The following is a 26,469-nucleotide window of genomic DNA, read 5'->3' on the forward strand; positions in this document are numbered from 1 at the left end:
TTAATAGTGCTAGCGCTTACAAAAATAGTGCGCACTATTTATTCTTCTGTAATACTTACCCTACCTGTCGTTGCCGCGATATTCCTATATGGAGACAGCAGCAGCCATTAATCATACTAATTGTAAATTTTAGGATATCGTTATGACGGTTAAAGCCACAAACAAACGCGCAGTTAAGCAAAAGTTGTTTCCTGTCTTTACTTCCTTAGCGTTAATGGCTGCTAGTATGCAACCTACTCTTGCAGCCATAGAAATAGACGAAACTGACTTTGGCCCTTCGTATGAGACGATGGTAGTAGATACGATTGTTGGTAAACCATTACAACTGGTCAATGCTGTGGCTGGTACCGCCGCCTATATCGTGAGCCTACCCTTCTCTCTTATCGGTGGAAATGCCGATCAAGCGCAGCAAAAATTATTTGTTGAGCCTTGGGATGCTATGGGAAGATGTTTAGGCTGTACAGTTGCTGAAGACAACTATTATAAATCACAAGTTATTGACAATAATACTGTGCGTATTGTCGTTGACCAACCATCAGAGATTTTGATTAATACTAACGATTACGTGGTTGTCACGCCATAAGCTACTGTGTTTGATCGTTTTTAGCATAAATCAAAAAATATGACTTTATGAATAGACAATAGAAAAGGCTAACATAAAGTTAGCCTTTTTTGTTACCACTAAACCGTACGTTATTATTTTACAATATGAGTATTACTTAATTTAGCACTGATTTCACGCAGTAACTGTACTTCTTCTGATGGCTCTACTACAGCTTCCTCTACAGCTTCCGTACGACGCATTTTATTTACTACTCTCACCATCATAAAAATAATAAAAGCTAAAATTAGAAAATTAATGAGTACAGTGATGAAGCTACCATATGCTAATACAGGAACGCCAGCTTCTTTGAGTGCATCGTAGGTCATAGCAACCCCATTAGGCACATCACCCAATACCAAAAGCATATTTTTAAAGTTAATCTCGCCCCCTACAATGAAAGCGACAATTGGCATAATGATATCATCTACCAATGATTTAGTGATGGTAGCAAAAGCCCCACCAATGATAACACCAACTGCTAAGTCCATCACATTGCCTTTTAGAGCAAATTCTTTAAATTCTGAAACCATACTCATTGTATTCTCCTCAAAAATTATCTATAGGCGTATAGATATTTTATATAATCAGTATCATACTTCACTCTAACGTTAATCATTGAACACATCAAAACTAATGTTCATTTTGTATTTATTTCTTCAAAATTACAACAAAAAAAAGCAGTATAAAGTGAACCACTATAGCTCACCCTATACTGCTAATTCTTTAACTACTCCGATGTCTAAAAGACATTAAATTTTGGTGTTGAAAATCAACGCTCTAAAAGATTGAATAGTTTATACTGTCGATATTATGCATTTTTCTTACTACGGCTGTGACGCTTACGCTCACTTTCAGTCAAATAACGTTTACGTAGACGAATCGCTTTTGGCGTGACTTCAACCAACTCATCATCTTGAATGAACTCAAGCGCTTGCTCAAGCGTGAACTTAACTGCTGGCGTCAACGTCAACGCTTCATCAGTACCACTAGCACGTACGTTGGTTAACTGCTTACCGGTTGTTGGGTTAACCGTCATATCATCGTTACGAGAGTTAAGACCAATAATCATACCTTCATAAACTTCAAGCTGTGGCTCAGCAAATAACTTACCACGTTTTTGTAGGTTAAACAGTGCAAAGCCTAGGCAAGTACCGTTTGCCATAGAAACCAATACGCCGTTTGAACGACCACCCACATCACCGATTTTTTGTGGACCGTAATGCGAGAAGCTTGACGTCATGATACCACTACCTGAAGTCAATGTTAAAAACTCAGAACGGAAACCGATCAAACCACGAGCTGGTACTGTCGCTTCAATACGCATACGACCTTTACCATCAAGCTCCATATTGGTCATCTCGCCTTTGCGTAGACCAACCTGCTCCATAATAGAACCCTGATGCTCTTCTTCGATATCGAAGACAACGTTTTCATACGGCTCTTGTAGCTCACCATCAACTTCTTTTACGATAACCTCTGGGCCTGAAACACCCATCTCAAAGCCTTCACGGCGCATGTTCTCGATAAGTACAGATAGATGAAGCTCACCACGACCAGAGACTTTAAATTTATCTGGAGATTCAGTGTCTTCTACACGTAGTGCAACGTTATGAATCAATTCACGCTCAAGACGCTCACGAATATTACGTGAAGTGACAAACTTACCCTCACGACCAGCAAATGGTGAGTTATTTACTTGGAAATTCATTGATACGGTAGGCTGATCAACTGTTAATGCTGGTAATGCTTCAACTTTATTAGGATCACAAATCGTATCTGAGATATTAAGCGCATCGATACCTGTGATACAAACGATATCACCAGCCTGTGCCTCTTCAACATCAATACGATCAAGGCCATGGTAGCCCATAATTTTTAAGATACGGCCGTTACGTGTCTTACCATGTTTATCAATGACAGTAACTGGTGTATTGGTTTTAACCTTACCACGCTGGATACGACCAATACCAATCACACCAACGAAGCTATTGTAATCAAGGCTTGAGATCTGCATACGGAATGGTGCGTCTGCATCAACTTGCGGCGCCTGTACAACATCAACAATAGTTTTAAATAGTGGCGTCATGTCATCAGCTAAATCATCTGCTTCCAAACCTGCAATACCATTTAACGCTGATGCATAAACCACTGGAAAATCAAGCTGCTCATCAGTTGCACCTAGATTATCGAACAAATCAAAAATTTGATCCATTACCCAATCAGGGCGTGAGCCAGGACGGTCAATTTTATTGATAACAACAATCGGCTTTAGACCTTGTTCAAATGCTTTTTGCGTTACAAAACGAGTCTGAGGCATCGGACCATCGACAGCATCAACAACCAAAAGTACGCAATCAACCATTGACATCACACGCTCAACTTCACCACCGAAATCGGCGTGACCTGGGGTATCAACGATATTAATACGGTATTCAGTTCCTGAAGTCTGATCTGTCCAACGAATGGCTGTATTTTTAGCCAAAATAGTAATACCACGTTCTTGCTCAATATCACCTGAATCCATTGCACGTTCAGCAATATTTGCACGATCGCCAAAAGTACCAGATTGATGTAATAATTTATCAACCAAAGTTGTTTTACCGTGGTCAACGTGGGCAATAATTGCAATGTTACGCAGGTGTTTGATATCGTTCGCCATATAAAATGCTCGTGTCGTCTTAAAAAAATGCAGTAGCAATAAGCGCCGCTGGATAAACTTTTATCATCAATAAGATAAATATTGAATTTTAGATGATACACAATAAATGCTATCACTCAGAAAATCTCAATATAATCAAATATCTATGCCGATAAATTCATCGTACAGATAGCTATGCTAATGTACATTCTGTCAATTTACAGAATGTTTGGGTGGCTAGTATAACATTATTGATTCATAAATTTATGAAATAACTTACTTTTCTCAATACATAAATAAAAAAAGCCACCCGATTGGGTGGCTTTTTTTGTAACCATATATCTAACTATACGATTATTTATCTAATACTTACTGAACAACCATATCTTTAGTTTGTTCAACAGTCATAGTTTTGTCACCAGTGATGATGGCATAAACACGACGGTTCATAGCACGACCTTCTTCAGTATCGTTTGATGCGATTGGTTGGTCATAACCATAACCAACAGTTGATAGACGGTTTGGAGCAATACCGAATTCGTTAGTTAGCATAGATTTAACAGCAACGGCACGAGCTTCAGATAGACGTTGGTTATAACGTGCTGAAGGACCAGTTTTAGATGCATGACCTTCTACACGAGCTGTAGAGTTTGGATACTCACGCATTTTTTCTGCTACTTTAGCGATTTCTGGCTTGTATTGGTTTTTGATAGCTGATTTATCGTTATCAAAGAATACACGTAGTTCCATTTTTAGCTCATCAGTAATATCTACTGGTACTGGGCAACCACGCTCATCAACCACCACATTCATTGGAGTGCCTGGGCATGCATCCATGCTATCAGGTACGCCATCACCGTCAGAATCAAGGTCAGCTTCAACAACAACTACTGGAGTGTTGTCAACCATTGGCTCTTCCATTGGTGGTACTGCTACTGTAGGTGCTAGATGGCCACCAAGTACAACTTCTAGACCGGCCAAGGCCATGCCTTCCCACCAGTTGTTATCAAAGTTATGAATCGCACGAGCTTCACCACGTAGGCTTAGTGCATCGTTGATACGATACATAGCACCTAGACCTAGGTTACCGATAGTATCTTTAGTGCCTGAAACTTTGTCACCTGAAGAGTCTTTAATCTCAAGTTTAGATTGGCCAGCACCAACTAACACATATGGCTTAAGAGCGCTATCAGTATAACCAGTGAACTCTTCGGTACCAACTAAGAAGTTACCAGAGATCATTTCTTGCTCTGCATCGAAGTTATCAGAACCGTCTTGGCGGATAGCATCAGTATCTGATACACCATACTCTACTTGGAACTGAGTAGAAGGAGTAAGTTCGATACCTAAAGCGGCACCAGTATATAGACCGTCTTCTTTATAGTAGCTATCACCACTACCACTATAGTCGCCTAGTAATTCAGCTTGATCATCATCAGCGCCTTCGCTGTAGTGATAACCTAATAATAGTGGGCTAATAGTAACACCAGCATTAGCTGCTAGAGGTGCAGCTGTTACAGCGAACAGTGCTAAAGCAATTTTATTCAGTTTCATGGACTTCCTCCAAAGGATAATTTTAGTGATGCATTAAGCAAAACCGATTTTCAAGACGCTCTAAATTAGACATCTTTTACGCATTTTAGGTACAAAGCAAAACCAATTAAGAAGTAGCTTAGCGATTATCCATTCAGTTTACAACTTTTTTCGTTAACGAGCTACACATTATTACACGATAATGTTGTAACTAAAACACAATAGCCATTCTAAGTTACTTAGAACTAACACACCTTACGCTTTTTATCTTTTGTATGTCAGTTCACGATAGATGCTAAATCAACTAGCACCTATCGTTTGAACATATTTTATTACAATTAATAATTTTTCTCTATTCCTAATGCACATTATTCACTAATTGAAACATTTTTTGACAATAGACATATATTCTGTTTATATTAAAATAGTCGACTTTATTTGATATTCGAAGTAACTTATAAAAAAGTAATAATTTTGTATACTGCCAACAAACCAAAATACTAGGGCGTGTTGAACATTTGCAAATAGGCACTGCTGATCGCTAAAATGGTTCCAGACAAGGCACAAAGCGACGATAATGCAGATGCCTTAGCGAGATTTGTAACGCAGTATGGGGTAATTTTAGCATCAGCCCCAACGATAAAAGCAGGGGACAGGACTCTTTTTTGCCGCTTCATCGTTAAAAATAAGCGCTTAGAGTGACTAAACTTATTATTTTTAACATCGAATCGCCTAAAAAATAGTCGCTGTCAGTGCCATGGTCGAATGTTCAACACGCCCTAATCTTCATCAAGTATTTTTTCTACATAATGGATTAGCTAGATGTTGCAAATAGGCGCGATTATTCTATTTGGAAAGTCTGAAGCCATAGGATGTAGCAATCTATGAAATCGCTTTATAAAACATCATCAAATTATCGCAGATTACTGATAGTGGTTTTACCTGTATCTACTTTGATGAAGGGAATGCTTAGTCATGATAGGCTAATATTTCGAATAAATCAGTTGTACGCTCCACTACACCAGTTAACTATATGTAATAAACGTTCTGCAATGCATTTGCAAGCTTTAAGAGCTAAAGGTAGGAATGGCTTCACTCTTGTCGAGCTGATTGTTACTGTAACGGTGCTTGCTATCATAGTAGCGATTGCAACGCCAAGCATATTGACGCAATTAACGCGTATGGAAGCCAAACGCGTCAAAACCCAATTAGAGAACGCCCTCGCTTTGGCAAAAGCTGAAAGCTATATCACTAGACAAGATGTATTGGTTTGTTTATCGAATGACGGTATACAATGCGACCGCAATAGTGACAACATGCTTATATTATTCGTAGACAAAAACGGTAACAAAAACTTCGATACAAATGCTGATACTCTAGTACTCAATCAATATTTTAATTTAAAATATAGTACACTGAAACTCAGAGTCGGAGCGGGTCGCCATTACATCAAATTTTGGGGTGATAGTGGCAAACCTCGGGGGCATTTTGGCCATATCAAGTACTGCCCCACATCTACCTATAATGATGCAATGTACCAAATTTCTTTCAATCAAAACGGTCGAGTCAGTCAGAAGCTTAATCAAGACCACCCTACCGATTGTGATGGGTAATTGAATGCGGACAAAGTAGCAAGTACATTACCTTTAAGCATTTTAATACATCGCATTTTTTACCATAACAACAGCTTGCTATAATCCTAAATCATAGCGTGTTCTATATTTAACTCATCAACACCATCGGCCTAGGCAACAGTATCGATATTCCCACAAGTCAAGCCATGGCCTAAACTCAATAGATTTAAAAATGATAATCTCTTTATTGATAACGTTGTTGCTGTTGCCATAGCAGCCGACTTTGTAATGGTTGATAATCAAGTAGATGATCTATCAGATGCCGATGTAGCTTTGACCAATTATTCAGCGTTGCTTTAGTGATACCTAGGTAGGCCATCTCGATAATATCGATACCCTTAAATATAGTCTGTCCGGTACTACTCTCTAAATGCTCGGACTCTATAGCATTCTGCATGATTGGCAGTAACCCCACATCAGGTAAAAAGCGATATACACAATTAGGTTCGATAGTATGTTCGATGTTATCATGCGTTAGCGTTAAGGTGAAACCTAACTCATTGAATAGGTGCTGCTCAAATTGGCGCAAACATAAACGAAGCTCAGTGTTATCTAAAGGTTGCTTCAGCTGCTGTAAACTGTCCTGATAATGTTGCCACAATACCGGCATTGGATCTTCGGTCGGTAACAATCGCCACAGTATCTCATTAAGGTACAACGCCGCATATTGGTGCTGTCCATTGATATTACTATAAGGTACAGTAGATAGTGTGGCAGAGGTACCTTCTTTTTGCTCGTTACTTGTTTGGAGAGTGGTTTGCGAAGTAATCTGGATTTGAGTGAATGTCTTTAAGTCGCGTTTGCCAGTGGCAAATAGCTGTAAAGGCATAAATAACGGTGCACCTTTTTTCCCAACACCATGTATCACACCATGCTGCTGAGAAAAAAGATAATACAACGCACGCTTTTCTTGATAAGGACGCTGATGTAATAAATAGCCAATTAACGCTTCGTTACGCATCGTTTATTACCTCAGCATTTAACATATGGATAGCAATATTACCGTACTATGCGTGATTGCTATCAATATCCCAAACTGGTTAATGCACGTTCGTCATCAGACCAGCCACGTTTGACTTTGACCCATAGCGTTAGCATAATCTTTTTGTCAAACAGTTGCTCCATGTCTTTACGAGCATCCATACCGACTTGCTTGATGCGCTGGCCTTTATCACCAATAACAATGGCTTTTTGACCACTGCGCTCAACATAGATAGTTGCATCAATAAAGGTACAGGCTTTACGTGGACGCCCTGTCTTTGGATCTGTATGCGCAGGCTCGTCTTTAAACGCGTCGATCTGTACAGTCAAGTCGTATGGCACTTCATCACCAGCACTACGCATGATTTTTTCACGAATGATTTCGCTCGCTAAGAATCGCTCTGAACGGTCAGTGATTTGCTCTGTATCATAAATAGGTGCAGCAACTGGTAAATGTGAGGCAATCACTTCTTGCAAACGATCTAAGTTTTGGTTCTTGAGCGCCGATACTGGCACGATATCAGCAAAGTCAAAACTTTCATTAAAGGTTTCAATAAGCGGCAATACGCTGCCTTTATCTTTTAAAGTATCTGATTTATTAATGACCAGTACGATCGTTAAATCGGTCTCACCAAGCTTTTGCAGCGTCAATAGATCATCATCACGCCATTGATCTGAGTCAACAACGAACAATACCAGATCAACATCTACTAGAGCGGATACTGCCGCTTTATTCATACGCTCATTAATAGCCCGTACTTCATTGCGATGGATGCCTGGCGTATCGACAAACACCGCCTGCATCTCGTGATTGGACAAAATGCCATGAATACGGTGGCGCGTCGTTTGCGGCTTACGTGAGGTAATTGATAATTTTTGACCCAATAAGTGGTTCATCAACGTTGACTTACCGACGTTTGGGCGTCCAACGATAGCCACATAGCCTGATCTAAAATCATCAGCCAACTGGGCACTACCACTTGGTGCAAAAAACTCTTCAATCGCCAGATCGTTTTCTAGTGTGATATCTTCTACGCTATCTGCATTCGTATCGACATCTGTATTTTCAATCATATTTTGAGTACTATCTTCATTATTCGATGGCACATCAGGGTGATTGCTCATAAGTTGATCCTATAGGGTTTATATCCAGCCAAATATGACTTAATAGTTTGTCGGTGTAGTTACTATTGGATATCAGCTGGTAATATTTGAAATAAGTAGTATACAAGGTAAATTAGGTCTATGCCGCTTCAGGTCTTATCACGCAAAAGCGGCATTGTTGACTCAGAAATATGCCTATAATCACCTGCGAATATTCGCTAAGAGCGTTTTTTAGCGGATCCTGGAAGTTTGTGCAGCTGATTAATCATAAGTTCTGCTGCTTTTTGCTCAGCGATGCGGCGACTTTCACCAGATTCAGTAATATCAGAGCAGTTTTGAATATTCACGTGACAGCGTACTACGAAAATTTGATGGGGAGCGTTGCCACGTGTTTCCATAAGCTCGTAGCTTGGCAAATCAAATTGCTTAGACTGTAACCACTCTTGCAAACGGCTCTTCGCATCTTTTAGTGCTTTTTGGTCATTGACGTTGTCAATCAAGTCTCCATACCAAGAGAGTACGCAATGACGAGTAATCTCCATATCTTGACTGTCTAAATAGATGGCTCCAATCAAAGACTCTACCGCATCCGCCAATATAGAAGCACGATTACGGCCGCCACCCTTACGCTCACCCACGCCTAATATCAGATGGTTAGACAGCTCTAGATTTTGCGCGATAATAACCAATGATTCTTGGCGGACCAAAGTTGCACGCATACGGGTTAGACGCCCTTCGTTTTGATTAGGATAACGATGGTATAAAGCCTCACCCACAATCATGCCCAAAAGCGCATCACCCAAAAACTCTAGACGCTCATAGTTTTTTTTGCTGTCAAATGAGCGGTGCGTCAATGCAAGCTTTGGCAGGCTCAAATCATTAAATACATAGCCTAACTTGCGCGTTAAGACTGCTAAGCGCTGAGTAAATTCTGAGCTAACAACAAGCGTGTCGACAGACGTGCTATTTTTTTTGGAAGTAAGAACCGCTTGGGAATGTTGCGAAGTTGGTTTCATGCGTGGCTTGTGGTTATCCCTTCTGTTTTACAGATTCAGTTTAATAAGAGTCTATATTGGATTTTGTTGAGGACACTAAAGCGCTGTCCTATCTTATAATTATTTATTCTGCTGTAGCCATATCGATGTCTCCTTCGAAACGATTCACAATATCGACATTGCTAAAGAACGTATTGGTTACTGCATATTCTTTATGAATGGCCAATTGGCCCGTTTTTTTATTGGTAAAAGTGAATACATCTTCTGCCTTGGTGTCATAGTCAGCATTGATGGATAGCTGTTTATTAACACGCTCAACGAATTGCTTGGCTGTCTCGTTATTGTCATTGGCTACTTTAAGCTCTGCACTCAAAAGTTTCGTGAGCTGATAGTCACCAATTTGAGCAGGCACAATGGCCACTAGGAGTTTAACCGCGATCCCCAACATCATAATAATGAGAACGATGTTTGTCACACTAGCACCGCGCTGCGTGGCAAGACCAGATAACTGCTGCATTATGATATCCCTCTACAGATAGATGACTATTTTTAATAGCGTTCTATACCTATGACTTAGATAGTAAAACGCTATTTATTGAATAGTAACGATATTAGCATAAAACTATTATCGATAACTCAATCAATAGAGTACTCATGGTATTAATCAATGGTACCATTACGCTCGAAAGTTGGTAAGTTTAATCCTGGTGGTTTATGCATCCAAATATAGACCGCTTTACCCGCTAAATTTTCATCAGGAACAAATCCCCAGAACCTGCCATCTGCACTGCGATCACGGTTGTCACCCATCACAAAATAATGACCTTCTGGTACTTTAATGCGCCACTCTGTCCCCTCTGAGCTTACCACTTCTGGCGACTCTTGCTGTAAAAAAGGCGCATATTGGGCACTGTTCATCCCTTTTAGATAGCGAACCAAGTGCTGGTTCTCACCCTGCGTTTCTTGGAAGTACTGCGCGGCGCCTTCTTCTTGCTGACCCATCGCAGCCGCGCTTTCTTCTGTCAGCACCTCGCCTGGACCCATCTGTCCTGGCAGATAAAGCTGTGATGTCAATTCAGCATTGGCTGAAAAATCGATAGGCGTTGTTTTTACGGGTACATCGTTAATAGAGAGCTTGCCTTGACTGTAGCTCACCGTATCGCCTGGCAAGCCAATCAAGCGTTTAATATAGTAAATGCTTGGGTTTTCAGGATAGCGAAATACCACCACATCACCAGGCTCAGGTGATCCTGTATCCAACACCTTATTGTAAGTCAGCGGTAAGCGGACGCCATAAGCATATTTATTGACTGCAATGAAATCGCCCGTATATAGCGTTGGCACCATGGAAGAAGATGGAATATTGAAAGGCTCAATCAAAAACGAGCGTACGATCAATACGACAGCCAACACAGGAAAAAAATCATAGGCCCATCGCACTAGCAGACTTTCTTGACCTCGGCCGCGAGTTTTGCGCTGCTTGAGTGCCAGCTTATCTAGCAGCCAGACAATTCCTAAGCCTATGGTCAACGGCACTAAAATTAAATTGAAATCAAAATCCATACCAAATTGCCTATTAACGTGCTGTTTGTCTAGTTGCTTTAATCAAAAAACTGACGATATTCAACTGTTATGTACCAGAACTTTCTCAGATAAAGCGATGTATTAACTGTCCACTTGTAAAACAGCCAAGAAGGCTTCTTGTGGAATCTCCACACTACCCACTTGTTTCATACGTTTTTTACCTGCTTTTTGCTTAGACAAGAGCTTTTTCTTACGCGATACGTCACCGCCATAGCATTTGGCCAAGACATCTTTACGCATGGCTTTTACCGTACTACGTCCAATGATCTGACTACCAATTGCGGCTTGAATCGCCACATCGAACATTTGACGTGGAATCAGCTCTTTCATCTTGGTCACTAGCTGATTACCGCGGAAACGTGCTTGGTCTTGATGCACAATCATTGCCAAGGCATCCACCTTTTCACCGTTGATTAGCACGTCGACTTTAACCAATTTGTCCACTTGATAACGATCAAAATTATAGTCCAGTGATGCAAAACCACGCGAGACTGATTTTAGACGGTCAAAGAAATCCATGACCACCTCACCCATCGGAATATCAAAGATAACCTGAACTTGCTTACCCATAAAGCGCATATCAACCTGCACACCGCGGCGCTCAATACATAGGGTCATGACGTTACCCAAGTAATCTTGCGGTACTAAAATCTGACAGCGGGCAATTGGCTCACGGAACTCTTCAATATTGTTAGGCTCAGGCAGTCTTGATGGATTATCAACATAGATGACTTCACCGCCTTTCTTTTCAATCTCATAGATAACTGAAGGCGCAGTGGTGATCAAATCCAAGTCATACTCACGCTCTAAGCGCTCTTGGATAATCTCCATGTGTAGCATGCCTAAGAAGCCACAACGAAAGCCAAAGCCTAACGCGTCTGAAGTATCAGGCTCAAAAAATAATGACGCATCGTTGATTTGCAATTTCTGCAGCGCTTCACGGAATTTTTCAAAATCACTCGAATCGACTGGGAACATTCCTGCATATACTTGTGGCGTGATCTGTTTAAAACCTGGAATACGTTCAACATCAGGCGTACTGGCATGCGTAATCGTATCGCCAACTGGCGCGCCTGCAATATCTTTGATACCAGCGATAACAAAGCCTACTTCACCCGCTTCTAAAATACCCGTATCGACAGGTTTTGGCGTGAATACACCGATAGAGCTTACTGGATGAGCATCGCCCGTTGATTTGATATAGATCTTATCGCCTTTTTTTACCGTCCCTTCACGTACGCGAACCAGTGAGACCACACCCAGATAACTGTCAAACCATGAATCAATGATAAGTGCTTGTAAGGGTGCTTCACGGTCGCCAGTCGGTGCTGGAATGAATTCAACCAACGCTTCCAACAATTTATCGACACCCAGACCAGATTTCGCTGAAACACGAGGGGCATCAATGGCTTCTATTCCGATAATATCTTCAATCTCTTGAATGACGCGCTCAGGCTCCACTTGCGGTAGATCAATCTTGTTAAGGACAGCCATGACTTCTAGGCCCTGATCGACTGCGGTATAACAGTTGGCAACCGACTGTGCTTCTACGCCTTGCGCGGCATCGACCACCAATAGCGCGCCTTCGCAAGCGGCCAATGAGCGTGACACCTCATACGAGAAATCAACGTGACCTGGCGTATCAATAAAGTTAAGCTGATAGCGCTCACCATTAGGATGGTCATAATATAGCGTGACCGACTGCGCTTTAATAGTGATACCGCGCTCACGCTCAATATCCATCGAGTCGAGCACCTGCGCCTGCATCTCGCGATCTTGCAAGGCACCGCACATCTGAATAAAACGATCGGCAAGGGTCGACTTACCATGATCAATGTGGGCAATGATTGAAAAGTTACGAATATTGGCTAATGCAGTCACAAAGCGCCTACTAAATTAAAGGTGATAGAATAAAGATAAGAGATAAATATGGTCAAGTACACTTGATAAGATAGGTATGCTTCGTTAAAACGTATGCTACAGGTCAGCTGTTGTGTCGATCGTAATCCTTAGAATGGATAACCTCGCCTAAAGCCCAGTACTTAGTACGGTAACTCTGCTGCGCTTTTGTACGCACATACCAAAGAGTATTCTAGCAGTTTTCTACTGCAAAGTAAGGCGATTTTAGTAGCAGAGAAAGTATTTATCAAGTAAGCGAGACTGACAGACATCTAACAAGGAGTATTTGACTAAGCAATAGCACATACAAACCTTGTAAATGAAAGATTATTTCAGGCAAAAAAAAGCCAATCCCAGAGAGATTGGCTTTTTAATACTGCTATATATGGTGGCGATGGAGAGACTTGAACTCTCGACCTCACGATTATGAGTCGTGCGCTCTAACCAGCTGAGCTACATCGCCGTTTTAGGCTGCACATTATGCCCAAGCTGCTGACCGCCGTCAACCCCTAATGGGCATTTTTTGCAAAAAAATGAATGTCATTCAAATTAACTGCACTTACTTACTACAACAAATGATAAAAAAGGTTTGGTAAACCGATAAGCCGGGTTCTGTCGTGGACGATCATTCCTCTAGGCGTATCATCGCTGATACGCTCAAGCAACCTACCCGCATCGAACGCGGGCCGCGCCATGCCGATGCCTATTTGGTCTTGCTACGCGTGGAGTTTACCATGCCGTGAGATGTTGCCATTCACGCGGTGCGCTCTTACCGCACCCTTTCACCCTTACCGATGACATTGGTGTCTTGCGACAATCAACTAAGTCAAAGGCGGTCTACTCTCTGCTGCACTGGTCGTCAGATTACTCTGCCCAGCCGTTAGCTGGCACGCTGCCCTATGTAGCCCGGACTTTCCTCCCCTGCTCATCTGTTGCCAGTGTACAGCGGCGATCGCCTAGTCTACCAAGCGCGCTAGTATAGCAAAACTAACGCCTGTATGGGAATGTCTTTTCGGCTTATTTTTAGAATGACTATGACTACCTAAAAGACACCTTAAAAACTTAGATAAACGCTGTTGGCAAGGCTATGTCAGCATCATCTGAATGTTCATTTGCTTGTTTGGCTAAGACCAGCCAGTGCGCTTTGGGGTAATGGCAAGCCAAATACGCCTGCAAAAAATCAATGGTACTATTTGCAATCTCAGCATCCGTTTGTTCAGCATCATCATGGATATGGTTGTAAATCACACTATGGATCATTAAGCCGCGCGATTTTATCGCCTCCAAACTAAGCAACGTATGATTGATGCTGCCCAGTCGGCCAGAGGTGACCAAGACGATAGGATAGCCTTGCTTGGCAATATAGTCCAAGGTTAATAGTTGCTCATTTATCGGTACCAGTAGCCCGCCTGCCCCTTCAAGCAACACCAACTCATAATCGGCTTGCAATGCGTTGGTGGCATCGGTAATCACATTGATGTTAAGAGGCTGATTGGCCAATGCTGCGGACAGATGCGGTGACGCAGGCTTCTCATAGCGATAAGGACAGGTGGTAAAGTCCAAATCGCATGGCTGTAGTGGCATCTGCATCAATTGACGGTGACTTAAAATATCATCCGCAATGCCTAGTTCGCCATCTGCTTGTTTACTGATGCCTGTTTGTACCAACTTTTGCGTGATAACGTTGACGCCTTGCTGCATTAATGATTTGGCAAGCAGACCCGTGGCATAGGTTTTGCCAATATCGGTATCAATGCCGGATACAAATAGCACGCTCATGGTTAACCTCGATGTTCTAAATATTTACGTACTACTTTTAGCAGCGCTTGGCATAAGGTGGTCAGCTCATCATCAGTAATAATGTAAGGCGGCATGATATACACCAACTTACCAAAGGGTCTGACCCAGATACCATTATCAATCAATAAGGATTGAAAAATGGGCATATCAACCGCTTCATACAACTCAATCACCGCCACTGCCCCCAAACAACGTACCTCGGCTACACCTGCCAGCTGCGCAGCTGGCGTCAGGGCTTGCTCCATCGTACGTTGCATACTGGCAGTACGCGTTTCGATATCATAAGACAGGATCAAATCAATCGATGCACAGGCGACCGCACAGGCGAGCGGATTACCCATAAAGGTCGGACCATGCATCAGCGCTGGATAGTCGCTATTGTGAATGGTATCGGCAATATGACGAGTACAGAGCGTTGCGGCAAAAGTCATGTAGCCGCCGGTCAGCGCCTTGCCAATGGTCATGATATCAGGGCTGATGCCAGCATGTTCACACGCAAATAGTTTGCCACTACGCCCAAACCCAGTAGCAATCTCATCCGCTATCAAGAGTACATCGTACTTATCACAAAGTGCGCGTAATAGCCGCAAGTATTCAGGGTTATAAAAACGCATACCACCTGCGCCCTGAATAATCGGCTCGATAATAAATCCTGCCAGCTGCGCGCCATACTCTGCAAAAAACTGAGCTAATGTTTCACGATCATCTACTGTCAATACGCGATCAAACCCAAGTGGCGGCGCAGGAACGAAATGTTGCATCGGTAATTGCTTGCCATACAGACTGTGCATGCCATTGATAGGATCACAGACACTCATGGCATGCCAAGTATCTCCGTAATAGCCTGAATGGGTCGAGGCAAACTGTTGCTTGTTTGGGCGCTTGGCAGCCACTTGATATTGCAGCGCCATTTTTAGTGCCACTTCTACGGCGATACTGCCACTGTCCGCATAAAAAATCGCATCGAGACCAAAAGGCACAATATCGAGCAGTTTTTTGCCCAAATCTATCGCTGGCTGGTGGGTCAAGCCACCAAACATCACATGCGCCATTTTACCCAGCTGCTGAGTCAGCGCGTCGTTTAACTTAGGATGATTGTAGCCATGGACGCTCGCCCACCATGACGACATACCATCAATTAAGCGCGTGCCGTCTTCAGTAATGATATAAATCCCTTCAGCGCGATCGATAACGATATTGGAATAGGTGGGCGGCAGGCTGGCATATGGATGCCAAAGATGTTGCTGATCGAACTCACTGGCTACTTGCATGGATTTGGTTGTCATTGTATTGCTGGTCATCGTACTATCCCTAAAACGTTGTAAACCCAAACGTCATCAATCGCTTATCAATATTTTATTGACCCGTAATACGCTTGTATTTGGCTAATAAATCATTTTCTGTCTCGACATGATTGGGGTCATGAGGGATACAGTCGACGGGACAAATCACCACGCATTGTGGCTCGTCAAAATGCCCGACACATTCTGTGCATAGATCTGGATCAATGACATAAATATCATCGCCTTCTGAGATGGCCTCATTGGGGCAAGCAGGCTCACACACATCACAGTTAATGCACTCATCAGTGATTAATAGCGCCATAAACTGCTCCTTATATTTTTGCTCATATTAGCCCTATCTGGCTGCGCTTGACTGTTTTAGCAAGTGCTAGCAGAGTATTTTTGATGCAGCATCTTTTAGTTACTATTTAATTTTTTGTCAAAAGCTTGCAACACACAAGGTGGGACAAATTTACTGACATCGCCACCGAGTTTGGCAATTTCACGAATCATCGTAGATGAGATAAATGAATAGTTCTGAGAGGGGGTCAAAAATACGGCTTCAAAGTTTTCATCCAGCTCGCGGTTCATATTGGCCAGTTGAAACTCGTACTCAAAATCGGACATCGCTCGCAGCCCGCGCAGCACGGCGGTGGCGTGTTTTTCGCGCATAAAATCAACGAGCAACCCTTCAAAGCCAATCACCGAGACTTGCGGCAAATCGGCAAATACGGTCTCGACTAAAGCAACGCGCTCTTCAAAATTAAATAGAGGTTTTTTATGATGCCCCGAGGCAACCGCGATCACAACCTCATCAAAGAGCTTGGTTGCGCGTGTCACCAAATCCACATGACCATTGGTAATGGGATCAAACGTACCAGGATATAGAATTTTGGTGTGTAGCTTTGAGGAATTAGGAGAAATAGAATGGCTCATAGCATGGCTAATATAATCGGTAATATTAGGCCATATGCTAGCAAATTTTGCTCAAACTTAATACTTATCTGCTACATTTGTCCTAACAGCCGATTTACCTTTTCACTAGAGGCTTTGATACAATAGGCGGTTCGACTCATCTGACTTATAATCCAAATAAAATTCAATACCATTGAATGGGTTAAGATGAGGAATTAGTAGGACTGGTCAAATAAGGCGCCTGTGTTTTTAGGCAATCCTTATGGAGAAATTATGTCAAAAAAATCAAAAAAACCTGATAATCAGATTTGCGCCAATAAAAAAGCGCGTCATGAATATTTTATCGAAGAAACCTTTGAAGCGGGATTGGCATTGCAAGGCTGGGAAGTCAAAGCCATTCGTGCAGGAAAAATGACCATCACTGAAGCGTACGTCATATTTCGCAATAACGAAGCTTTCTTATTTGGTGCGCACATTCAGCCATTACTATCGAGCTCTACGCACGTTAGTCCAGACAGTATTCGTACCCGTAAACTGCTGCTCAATCGTCGTGAAATCGAAAAACTGTCTGGAGCAATCAATCAAAAAGGCTACGCTTGCGTACCGCTGTCTTGCTACTGGAAAAACTCGCTGGTGAAATGCCAAATTGGCCTCGCATTAGGTAAAAAGCTGCATGACAAACGTAAGACGTTAAAAGATCGCGATTGGGAACGTGATAAGCAGCGTGGCTTTAAACAACACTTAGATTAAGTGTTATTTAATCTAAATGTCAAAAAAGGACGGCTCAGTAAATATAGAGCCGTCCTTTTTTGTACCTTATTAATGCTTATATAGTCAGTTCAAAACAAAACTGTCATAAGTTCCAAAGCGCTACTGGATGAATTTTTCACAGCCTCTGTATATACAGCACGCAAGGAAAATTTATACCAGTAACGCTATAACATTTTTAAATTGGTTCCACTATACTTATCAACTGTTAATACCCGTGACTGACAATACTCATTAACTACCCTACTAGCCGCTTACGCGACCTGCCCCTTGATTGATGACGGCACACTTTTACGAGTGCGAAGCTGCTTTATCCCATGAGCAATCAAACAAGCAATACCTAACCAGATCAACCCATAACTATAGATCATCGCTGATTCAAACGGATTACCGAGCACCGTCACCGCCAATATAAATAGCAAAGCAGGTTCTATATAACTCATCATGCCATAGACATTGACGGGTAGCATTTGGCTGGCATCAATATTGGTTTTCATTGCTAAGATGCTCAAAACGCCAAGACCAACTAACATCATGATCAAAAATCCAGACCCTGCTACCATCACCAAATTGCTAGATGCAAAAAAGTACAAGTAACCAAGCGCAAATGGGGCAAACAATGTCAGATCGACCAGCATACCAGTGATGGCGTCAATGCCTTGGAGTCTACGCACGATATAATATATCGGATAAGTACCACACACCCACAATGTCGCCCAAGAAACACTCTGCGTACGAATGATTTCACTAAACACCCCTACCGCCGCAAATGCGACCGCAAGCCACTGTAGACGACTGAGCTTTTCGCCAAACAGCAGGCAACCGAACACCACCATCATGAGTGGAAACAAAAAATAGCCCATGGCGGTTTGTACACCTTGCCCATTGACCGGTGCCCACATAAATAGCCAAAGCTGACTCAAAAATATCGGCGTAGGTAGTAGCAGCCAAACCCACTGTTTGATCGAGTGCAAAGCACGCAATTTATCGATGTGCATGCCTAGCCGTCCACTTATCAATAAGTAGCCAACCAACACCGCCCACATTGACAGCATACGCCAGATAAACACTTGTGTGCCTGACAAAGGCGTCAGAAAGCTGCTATACGCATAGAGTACACCAAACAAAATATTGGATAAGATGGCAAATGACACTCCCAACATCAGCGTGCGCTGCTGCGTGTTACCAGTCGTCCAAATCGCAGGCAATGGCAAACGTGAAGTAGTGGTTGCTAGCGCATTAGCGAATACATTGGAGAGCATTGAGATAGACATGATAAGCACCGTAGTTATTAGTAGATGATAAAAAAACAATTACTCGCTCTTTTTTTAAAGCAGCTCTGATTGGTACGGTCTATTTTACTAGAGTGCTTTGATATATTATCTCTATAAAAATGTATTTATGGATAAATTTATCAAAATAATGTCATATAAATAACTATTTTCTTAAATTTAAATTATTAGTGATAATATTTATAATCGAAAACCTAATAATCATAATTAATGAGGGTACATTATCATGAGCCATATCCTAGACAGCACTGATAAAGCTATTTTGAATTTATTGCAAGACGATGCGACATTACCGCTTAAAACTGTCGCAGAACGAGTGCATGTGTCTGTTGCGACGGCTCAGCGTCGCATTCAAGCATTGATAGATAGCGGCGTGATTACCAAGCAAGTCGCCATCGTTAATCCTAATAAAGTGGGTTACGGTCTGACCGCAGTGGTGATGATAGAAATGGAGCGCTCCAACACATCAATGCAGCGCCGGTTTGAGCGTTTGATGGATTCGCAAACACAGGTGATGAGCTGTTATGAAGTCTCGGGCGATTTTGATTTTATGCTGATGGTCAATGCCAAAAACATGAGCGACTACCACCAGTTCACCCGTAGCTTGCTGACTTACGAAAATAATGTACGCAATTTTAAAAGTCAGTTTGTGATGAACTTTACCAAGAGTGGAACCAAGATTACCTTAGACTAAATACATCTACCTGTATTAGTTGAGTTGGTATCAGCTTTTTTATTAATAATTAGTGTTTAAACTGCATTCAAAACTTGTAAAAAACTAACATAAGTTGGATAATATTAGCAATTTTTATTCATCGAAGTAGACAAGGAAGCCTGATCATGACCTATCAACCAGACTACCCTCATAAAATAAACAGCAGGTATAACATACTAAAGCATATAAGCCCAAAAGCTTTGGTAAAAGGGACTTTGCTGACTTCTTCAATGCTTGCAATATCAGGCTGCGCGACCAGCTCATTGCTAGAAAGTAATGACCATATCATCACGACCAAGCAGACATTGTCAGAAGATCAAGTGATCGCTTTTGGCCGTCCGGCGCAGGCATTACCAAAAACGCCAAATGCGACGATGGTTATCGTTGGTGAAAAAAACAGCTACGTACTTACCCAAGGTGGGACTGAGATGATCAGTTTGCTCAGCAATCTGACACAAAAAGACATCCACGTTGACAATGACATGAGTTTTTATGTCCCCAATAACGATGGATATTTCCAAGGGGAGATGAAGCTTTCTTACGCCAAATTAAAAGACGAGTTTGGACGCTCAGATTATCAGTTCTTTTTACAAAATAATGCCCGAGAGTGTACCTCAGCCAGTGATCAACGTATTGGTGCCCAGCGTTTTTGTTTTAATGTCCCCGTGAAAGGTGCCATATATCCGCAAGTGAGTAATTTAAGCTTGATTCAGTCAAATTATCGCGCTCTAACCAAGCCTTATACGGTAAGCTTTTATACTCAAACGCAGCAAAAAAACACAAACCGTCATGGACCAAATAGCGCACAAAAACTGGTGCTGCTGCCCTTTGCCCTTGCATTTGATGTGGTGACTTTCCCGCTTCAATTATTAGATAATTAAAAGCTATCAGACAGCGCACTGACTCACCTGAAACCATAAGGTACGTTACGAGGCGATATCCGTACTTGCTCGTAACGTGCTCACTTGATAGGTTAAAATAACTTTTCAACAATGGCTTTTGGATAACTTTGCTTGGCCGTTTGTGCCGCTTGAAACAGTATCTCATCTGCCTCTACAGGACCAGTAATATCGCACAAGCACACGTAGGCAAGCTGCATCAGATTATTTAACAGGTGCTCATTGTCCGGTACAGGTGGACGATTACCTTCCAAAAATTGATTGATATTGATGTGGTGCCCTTTGAAGGTGCGTTCTTGCGAAACAGTTTGGTGCATACTATGAAAAAAGCTGCGACTGTCTGCTACCGTTAGCTGACTGCGCAGCGCTTCTATCACGGTATAAAATGCGAGAACGGGCTCAGAGATAGGTACGGGTGCATTGATTGTCTCGTTATGGCCATTGTGACTGTCAGACTCCACTGACTGCTGACTATCCACTTGCAACGTAGCCCAAAAGCCTTTACGAATTTTAGATTTGTGATCTTGTAGTTCAGGATAGCGCCTTGTCGCATCCAACACACACTGCTGCATCATTTTGACAGAGACAGTTGAGTACTGTTGCCACTGCCTCTTGAGCAGGCGCACCTCTTCAGGATGTAAATACTCTGACAGCACCTCTGCCATCGCAGACACGGTTTGGTCGACGGATTGAGTATCAATATTCATCAGTTCTCTCCTATAAATGCCGCTCTGTTAGGCTTTTCGCATCGAACATCTGCTTTTGAAATTCAGGATAGCCGAGCTCGGCATGCTCGGTATAATCAAGGCCACGCTGCTCATGTAAGCGGCTGGCCTTTAACCCAAAGCTTAGATCAATCAGCTTATACATCACAAGACCCAACCCCAGTCCCCAAGCTAACGCCACGCCCACGCCTAGCGCTTGTACGCCCAGCCGTGATAAGTTAAATAAGTCCCCTGTATAAAACAATCCAGCCGCGAGTGTACCCCATGCACCGCCGAATCCATGCACTGCCACCGCTGATACCACGTCGTCTATTTTGAGCTTCAATAATGCTTGCGTGGATAAAATATAGACCACAGAGGCGATGGCACCGATGACAACGGCGAAAACAGGCGTTGTTGTGGCACATCCTGCCGTGATAGACACCAGACCAATCAAACTGGCATTGACACTATCACTGAGCAAAATGGCTTTGCTCATTGTCCGAGCAATCAGCATGTAGCTCACCACCGCACTGACCGCAGCGATAAAAGTATTGACGGCAATCAAGCCAATATTTCCAGTGATAGATAATGTCGATCCAGCATTGAAGCCAAACCAACCAAACCATAAGATAAACCCGCCAAGCGCCAATAGCGTCATGTTGTGACCTGCGATGAGTCTTGGCGTACCATCAGGGGCAAAGCGGCCCAGTCTTGGCCCAATGATTAAGATGCCTGCCAGTGCCAACCAGCCCCCGATAGAATGCACCACGGTCGACCCAGCAAAATCGATAAAACCAAGCTCAGCTAGCCAGCCTGACCCGCCGAAATACCCACCCCAGACCCAACTGGCAAACACAGGATAGATAAATAAACAGATCAAGCAAGCGGCGACTGCATAGCCGATAAACGAGACACGCTCTGCCATGGCACCACTCGCGATGGTCACCGCTGTCGCCGCAAACATCATCTGAAAGAACATCAGTGCCCAGTCCATATTGGATAGATTGACTGGCATAAAATGATCGGTACCGACAAACCCCGAATGATTAGTACCCATCATTAGCCCAAAACCCACCAAATAAAACGCCAGACCACCGATACACATATCGGTATAGTTTTTCATCATCACATTGACGGCGTTCTTTGCGCGTACCGATCCGCTCTCAAGTAGCGCAAAACCTGCCTGCATAAAGAACACCAAAACCCCGCCCCAGATAATCCAAGCGATATTTTGATATTCGAGTAGCTGCGCCACCGTCAATGTGTCAGCCGCGGCCGCTTGTGCACTGGCGATCGTGCCAAACAATAGCGTCCCCAGCATAAGTATCTTGTGCAGTAATGTTCTTAGTAGCCCTTTTATCGCATCCAGCCCAACAGATGATGTTCTCATTTTATCTCCAAACACTTATCTATCCGTTCAATTTTTATCGGTGCACCATTTTCACTCATGAATGCACACAAATAAGCCCTAACGGGGTTGGAGCAAAAGCTATGCCAAAAGCTATGGATGAAAATCAGAACGGCTAACAAACATGAGAAAACAAATGATTAGTACTGACCAAACCCATACTTTGATAACTGCACTTTAACAACCATGCTTGCGACAATGTGACGGTTCTGCTGAAACCATTTTTGCCATTGTTTGGCTGGGCTAGTCGCTCACTTTGCATAAGCAGTTTATCTCGCGCTATCAATGACTTATCGGCAATCACCACTCATAGAATAGGTCGCATAGTGAAGGTGATTCATGTTAAAATGAGCGCTTTTAAATCAGCCTTTATCATCAATGATGAATAAGGGGTGTATTTTTAGTGCCATTTTCTAATTAACAGGTCCGCCCATGTCTGCCGATACCATTGCCCGCACTGCCTTTAAACAAGGCACCAAGCCACTTTATGATTATGACAAACACTGGGCGAGCTGCTACGAGCCTGCGCCTTATCTGCCGATGAGCCGCAAAGAAATGGACGATCTGGGCTGGGATGCTTGCGATGTTATCATCGTCTCAGGCGATGCCTATGTCGATCACCCAAGCTTTGGTATGGCGATTATCGGTCGCTTGCTTGAGTCACAAGGCTTTCGCGTCGGTATCATCGCGCAGCCTGATTGGAAGAGCAAAGACGCCTTTATGGAGCTTGGCAAACCTGTCTATGCGTACGGCGTGACCGCTGGCAATATGGATAGTATGATCAACCGCTATACCGCCGATCGTAAAATCCGTAGTGATGATGCCTACTCTCCTGGCAACGTGGCTAATAAGCGCCCTGACCGCGCGGCTATCGTCTATAGCCAGCGCTGCCGTGAAGCCTATCCTGATGTGCCTATTATCTTGGGCGGTATTGAGGGCAGCTTACGCCGTATCGCGCATTATGACTATTGGTCAGACAAAGTGCGCCGTAGTATTTTGCTCGATGCGCGTGCGGATGTCTTACTCTATGGTAATGCTGAGCGCGCCATCGTCGATGTCGTACATGGTCTGTCAAAAGGCTATAGCTTTGAGCAAATGAGTAAGCTACGCGGTACAGCGTATTTATTGACCCCAACGCGTCGTCATTGGCAAGCCGATATGACTGAGGTCGCCAGTAACGATGTCGATACCGTTGGCCGTGTCGATCCGATCATCAACCCGTATGTCATGACCGAAGACGTTGATAGCTGCTCAATTGAGCAGAACAAACCATCGGACTCGCCTGTTGGGCAAGCCATGCCGTCATCTATGTCATCACAGTATCAGGGTTTTGTCGCTGAGCCAGTCACTGACAAAATCATTAATGCCGACCAAGTGGATACTGATACCCAAGTGGTACAGATGCGCGGCTTTGACAATGCGTTTAATAAGCCAAAAACTGCCCGCAAGCACAAAATTAAAATGCCCCCACGTGAGCAAACGGTGATTCGTCTGCCTGACTATGAGCATGTCAAATCTGACCCTGTGCTTTATGCGCATGCCAACCGTATCTTACATTTAGAGACCAATCCGGGTAACGCCCGCGCGCTGGTGCAGCGTCATAGCAGCGGTGCAGGTAACTCGCATACTTCTATCGATGTCTGGCTGAACCCACCACCGATTCCACTCTCGACAGAAGAGATGGACTATGTGTTTGACCTGCCCTATGCACGCCTGCCGCACCCAAGCTATGGCGATGCGCGTATCCCTGCTTATGACATGATTAAGTTTTCGGTCAATATCATGCGTGGCTGTTTTGGCGGTTGTACCTTCTGCTCGATCACCGAGCACGAAGGACGCATTATCCAAAACCGTTCAGAAGACTCAATCTTGCGCGAAGTCGAAGCGATTCGTGATACTGCACCCAACTATACTGGCGTGATCTCTGATCTTGGTGGGCCAACAGCCAATATGTATCGTCTGAGCTGTAAAGACGAGACGATTGAGAAAAACTGCCGTAAACCGTCTTGCGTCTATCCTGATGTCTGCGAAAACCTGCTGACCGATCACAGTAATTTGACCAAACTGTATCGCAAAGCCCGTGATATCAAAGGCGTGAAAAAAATCCTGATTGCTTCAGGTCTGCGCTATGATTTGGCGGTCAAAGACCCTGAATACGTCAAAGAGCTGGTCACGCACCACGTCGGCGGCTATCTAAAAATCGCGCCTGAACACTCAGAAGACAACGTATTGTCAAAAATGATGAAGCCTGGCATGGGCACGTATGATGAGTTCAAAGCCATGTTTGAGCGCTTTAGTGCCGAGGCGGGCAAAGAGCAGTACCTCATCCCTTACTTTATCGCCGCGCACCCTGGCACCACCGATGAAGATATGATGAACCTTGCGCTGTGGCTCAAACGCAATGGCTTTCGCGCTGACCAAGTACAGGCGTTTTATCCAAGCCCGATGGCAACCGCCACGACCATGTATCACACCCACAAAGACCCGCTACACAAGGTCAGCCGTGAGGGTGGTGATATGGACATCGTCAAATCTGGTAAGCAGCGCAAACTGCACAAAGCGTTCCTGCGCTATCATGATCCAAAAAACTGGGCACTACTACGTAAAGCGCTACAAGACATGGGCCGTAGTGATCTGATTGGCAAAAACCGTGGTTGCTTGATTCCGCCATTTAACGCGCACTTAGAGGGGCGTGATGCGGCGCAAGACAGCTATCAGTCAGCACGCAAAAAGAACAGTCGCCTAGGCAATGACTCGGTGAAGCGTAGCAACAACTCGTCAAACAACAACGCTGCAAACCGTGCTGGCACAAGCAAAAATAGGGTCGGCAAAAATACCAAGAAAAAAGTCAGCAAAGGCAACTTCCAAACTCAGCATACGGGTCTGCCACCGCGCAAAACCAAATAGCTTGATAAGAAGTAGTTTTAATAATATGAATAGTATAGAAACATGAACTAAACGTAGGCCGTATTAAACTCATAAAAAAAGCCCCTATCAGCGCTCAGTTGATCGGGGCTTTTTTTGTCTCACTCATTAGTAAATAAATAGTCAAATGACGATCGTTTAGCCTTCAATAGGTTGGCGATGCTAAGTTACATTTGTCAGTGATTGGGTAACGAAGCTAATAGGTAATGAACAATTTCTAACACGGCAATATTTGGTTTTCGCTACTATAAGCCTCATATGCTAAACGCATTATTAAGAACAAGTAAATGACACCAGTAATACTTTGGAGAGAATGATGAATACCATCACTAAAATTGCAACTGCCCTACCTGCGCTTGCCTTACTGAGCGCTTGTGCCACGACTGTCTCTACCACGCCAGAGACGACTGATACCCCTGCGCCAGAAAAAGTCACTGCCGCTTATGACCGCATGGCAGCAGCCCCATATACCTGTACCGATGGCAGCACCATCATGGCAAAGCAGTCTATTAACAAAAAACAAGTCATGCTCAATGCCACCTTACCTAAAGTAAAATGGACAGAGCAAAAGCTCGTCTTAAACGGTGATGTAAAAGGCGACGTCGCAAGCTATGTCAACGACTCAAATCCAAAAGCGGTCTATGCGTGGCACATGAAAGGTGACAAAGGTATCTTTGCCATCAAATGGGCAAGCGGTCAAGAATATAAAGTAAACTGCCAACTCTAATCAATCAAAGATAAGCAGAGATTTATCAAAAATAAAACAGTCGCCCTTGAGCGGCTGT

At 43.3% G+C, this 26,469-nt stretch carries 23 protein-coding genes, 1 tRNA gene and 1 other RNA gene; 7 read left to right on the forward strand and 18 right to left on the reverse strand.

The features are described 5' to 3' along the window. Window positions 1–142 precede the first annotated feature (142 nt). Complete coding sequence (locus HL061_RS06320) at window positions 143–583, forward strand: hypothetical protein (RefSeq protein ID WP_071002294.1); 441 nt, start codon at window positions 143–145, stop codon at window positions 581–583. Window positions 584–696: 113 nt separating this feature from the next. Here HL061_RS06320 and mscL read toward each other — a convergent pair whose 3' ends face one another. The 3 genes from mscL to HL061_RS06335 all read right to left on the reverse strand — a co-directional run bounded on the left by mscL (window position 697) and on the right by HL061_RS06335 (window position 4,796). After that, complete coding sequence (gene mscL / locus HL061_RS06325) at window positions 697–1,140, reverse strand: large conductance mechanosensitive channel protein MscL (protein ID WP_058025799.1); 444 nt, start codon at window positions 1,138–1,140, stop codon at window positions 697–699. Window positions 1,141–1,412: 272 nt separating this feature from the next. Beyond that, window positions 1,413–3,263 carry a translational GTPase TypA gene (gene typA, locus HL061_RS06330; protein ID WP_071002295.1) on the reverse strand — a complete coding sequence of 617 codons (1,851 nt, stop codon included), beginning with the start codon at window positions 3,261–3,263 and terminating at the stop codon, window positions 1,413–1,415. A gap of 348 nt (window positions 3,264–3,611) precedes the next feature. Beyond that, window positions 3,612–4,796, reverse strand: coding sequence for an OmpA family protein (locus HL061_RS06335; RefSeq protein ID WP_186475117.1), 1,185 nt, complete (start codon window positions 4,794–4,796; stop codon window positions 3,612–3,614). Between the two features lie 863 nt (window positions 4,797–5,659). Between HL061_RS06335 and HL061_RS06340 the strand changes: the two genes are divergently transcribed. Further along, window positions 5,660–6,388, forward strand: a complete 729-nt coding sequence (locus HL061_RS06340) for a GspH/FimT family pseudopilin (RefSeq protein WP_227517195.1) — start codon at window positions 5,660–5,662, stop codon at window positions 6,386–6,388. A 205-nt stretch (window positions 6,389–6,593) separates the two neighbouring features. On the opposite strand, the gene HL061_RS06345 is transcribed toward HL061_RS06340, so the two are convergent. From HL061_RS06345 to coaD, 12 genes are all read right to left on the reverse strand, one after another. Next, entirely contained in the window at window positions 6,594–7,370 is a 777-nt protein-coding gene (locus tag HL061_RS06345) for a DNA repair protein RecO C-terminal domain-containing protein (protein ID WP_071002297.1), read from the reverse strand. 62 nt (window positions 7,371–7,432) lie between these two features. Then, on the reverse strand, window positions 7,433–8,464 hold the full coding sequence (gene era, locus HL061_RS06350) for a GTPase Era (protein ID WP_252962686.1): 1,032 nt from the start codon (window positions 8,462–8,464) through the stop codon (window positions 7,433–7,435). A 248-nt stretch (window positions 8,465–8,712) separates the two neighbouring features. Continuing rightward, a complete protein-coding gene (rnc, locus tag HL061_RS06355) occupies window positions 8,713–9,510 on the reverse strand; it encodes a ribonuclease III (protein WP_071002298.1) in 798 nt (265 codons plus the stop codon). A 103-nt stretch (window positions 9,511–9,613) separates the two neighbouring features. Continuing rightward, window positions 9,614–10,006: a DUF4845 domain-containing protein gene (locus HL061_RS06360; RefSeq protein WP_223334848.1), complete on the reverse strand. Its 393-nt coding sequence runs from the start codon at window positions 10,004–10,006 to the stop codon at window positions 9,614–9,616. A 143-nt stretch (window positions 10,007–10,149) separates the two neighbouring features. Next, a complete protein-coding gene (gene lepB, locus HL061_RS06365) occupies window positions 10,150–11,052 on the reverse strand; it encodes a signal peptidase I (RefSeq protein ID WP_071002300.1) in 903 nt (300 codons plus the stop codon). Window positions 11,053–11,154: 102 nt separating this feature from the next. After that, window positions 11,155–12,954: a translation elongation factor 4 gene (lepA, locus tag HL061_RS06370; RefSeq protein WP_071002301.1), complete on the reverse strand. Its 1,800-nt coding sequence runs from the start codon at window positions 12,952–12,954 to the stop codon at window positions 11,155–11,157. Window positions 12,955–13,358: 404 nt separating this feature from the next. After that, a tRNA-Met gene (locus tag HL061_RS06375) sits at window positions 13,359–13,435 on the reverse strand. Window positions 13,436–13,557: 122 nt separating this feature from the next. Continuing rightward, an RNA gene (gene rnpB, locus HL061_RS06380) (RNase P RNA component class A) lies at window positions 13,558–13,940 on the reverse strand. A 94-nt stretch (window positions 13,941–14,034) separates the two neighbouring features. Then, window positions 14,035–14,751 (reverse strand): dethiobiotin synthase, encoded by a 717-nt coding sequence (bioD, locus tag HL061_RS06385; protein WP_071002302.1) that lies wholly within the window; start codon window positions 14,749–14,751, stop codon window positions 14,035–14,037. Window positions 14,752–14,753: 2 nt separating this feature from the next. Beyond that, window positions 14,754–16,058 carry an adenosylmethionine--8-amino-7-oxononanoate transaminase gene (bioA, locus tag HL061_RS06390; protein WP_252962687.1) on the reverse strand — a complete coding sequence of 435 codons (1,305 nt, stop codon included), beginning with the start codon at window positions 16,056–16,058 and terminating at the stop codon, window positions 14,754–14,756. Between the two features lie 70 nt (window positions 16,059–16,128). Then, complete coding sequence (locus HL061_RS06395; RefSeq protein WP_058024492.1) at window positions 16,129–16,377, reverse strand: YfhL family 4Fe-4S dicluster ferredoxin; 249 nt, start codon at window positions 16,375–16,377, stop codon at window positions 16,129–16,131. 95 nt (window positions 16,378–16,472) lie between these two features. After that, window positions 16,473–16,991, reverse strand: a complete 519-nt coding sequence (gene coaD, locus HL061_RS06400; RefSeq protein WP_058024491.1) for a pantetheine-phosphate adenylyltransferase — start codon at window positions 16,989–16,991, stop codon at window positions 16,473–16,475. A 252-nt stretch (window positions 16,992–17,243) separates the two neighbouring features. Between coaD and smpB the strand changes: the two genes are divergently transcribed. After that, window positions 17,244–17,720: an SsrA-binding protein SmpB gene (gene smpB / locus HL061_RS06405; protein WP_071002304.1), complete on the forward strand. Its 477-nt coding sequence runs from the start codon at window positions 17,244–17,246 to the stop codon at window positions 17,718–17,720. 272 nt (window positions 17,721–17,992) lie between these two features. Here the strand turns inward: smpB and rarD are convergent, their stop codons facing one another. Next, window positions 17,993–19,012 carry an EamA family transporter RarD gene (rarD, locus tag HL061_RS06410; RefSeq protein ID WP_237182795.1) on the reverse strand — a complete coding sequence of 340 codons (1,020 nt, stop codon included), beginning with the start codon at window positions 19,010–19,012 and terminating at the stop codon, window positions 17,993–17,995. Window positions 19,013–19,256: 244 nt separating this feature from the next. On the opposite strand from rarD, the gene HL061_RS06415 reads away from it, so the two are divergent. Then, complete coding sequence (locus HL061_RS06415; protein WP_071002305.1) at window positions 19,257–19,724, forward strand: Lrp/AsnC family transcriptional regulator; 468 nt, start codon at window positions 19,257–19,259, stop codon at window positions 19,722–19,724. A gap of 236 nt (window positions 19,725–19,960) precedes the next feature. Next, complete coding sequence (locus HL061_RS06420; RefSeq protein WP_252962634.1) at window positions 19,961–20,626, forward strand: hypothetical protein; 666 nt, start codon at window positions 19,961–19,963, stop codon at window positions 20,624–20,626. A gap of 92 nt (window positions 20,627–20,718) precedes the next feature. On the opposite strand, the gene HL061_RS06425 is transcribed toward HL061_RS06420, so the two are convergent. Both HL061_RS06425 and HL061_RS06430 read right to left on the reverse strand, forming a co-directional pair. Next, complete coding sequence (locus HL061_RS06425; protein ID WP_071002306.1) at window positions 20,719–21,351, reverse strand: hypothetical protein; 633 nt, start codon at window positions 21,349–21,351, stop codon at window positions 20,719–20,721. A 10-nt stretch (window positions 21,352–21,361) separates the two neighbouring features. Then, window positions 21,362–22,687 carry an ammonium transporter gene (locus tag HL061_RS06430; protein ID WP_252962688.1) on the reverse strand — a complete coding sequence of 442 codons (1,326 nt, stop codon included), beginning with the start codon at window positions 22,685–22,687 and terminating at the stop codon, window positions 21,362–21,364. Between the two features lie 504 nt (window positions 22,688–23,191). Between HL061_RS06430 and HL061_RS06435 the strand changes: the two genes are divergently transcribed. Together HL061_RS06435 and HL061_RS06440 are read left to right on the forward strand one after the other, a co-directional pair. Then, window positions 23,192–25,666, forward strand: coding sequence for a YgiQ family radical SAM protein (locus HL061_RS06435; protein WP_093067713.1), 2,475 nt, complete (start codon window positions 23,192–23,194; stop codon window positions 25,664–25,666). Window positions 25,667–26,000: 334 nt separating this feature from the next. Then, the gene (locus HL061_RS06440; protein WP_093067709.1) at window positions 26,001–26,411 is read left to right on the forward strand and encodes a hypothetical protein; all 411 of its coding nucleotides are present in this window, start codon (window positions 26,001–26,003) and stop codon (window positions 26,409–26,411) included. Window positions 26,412–26,469 lie beyond the last annotated feature (58 nt).

Origin of the sequence: Psychrobacter sp. PSP, assembly GCF_024085615.1 — a bacterium.
Classification (GTDB): Bacteria; Pseudomonadota; Gammaproteobacteria; order Pseudomonadales; family Moraxellaceae; genus Psychrobacter; species Psychrobacter pacificensis.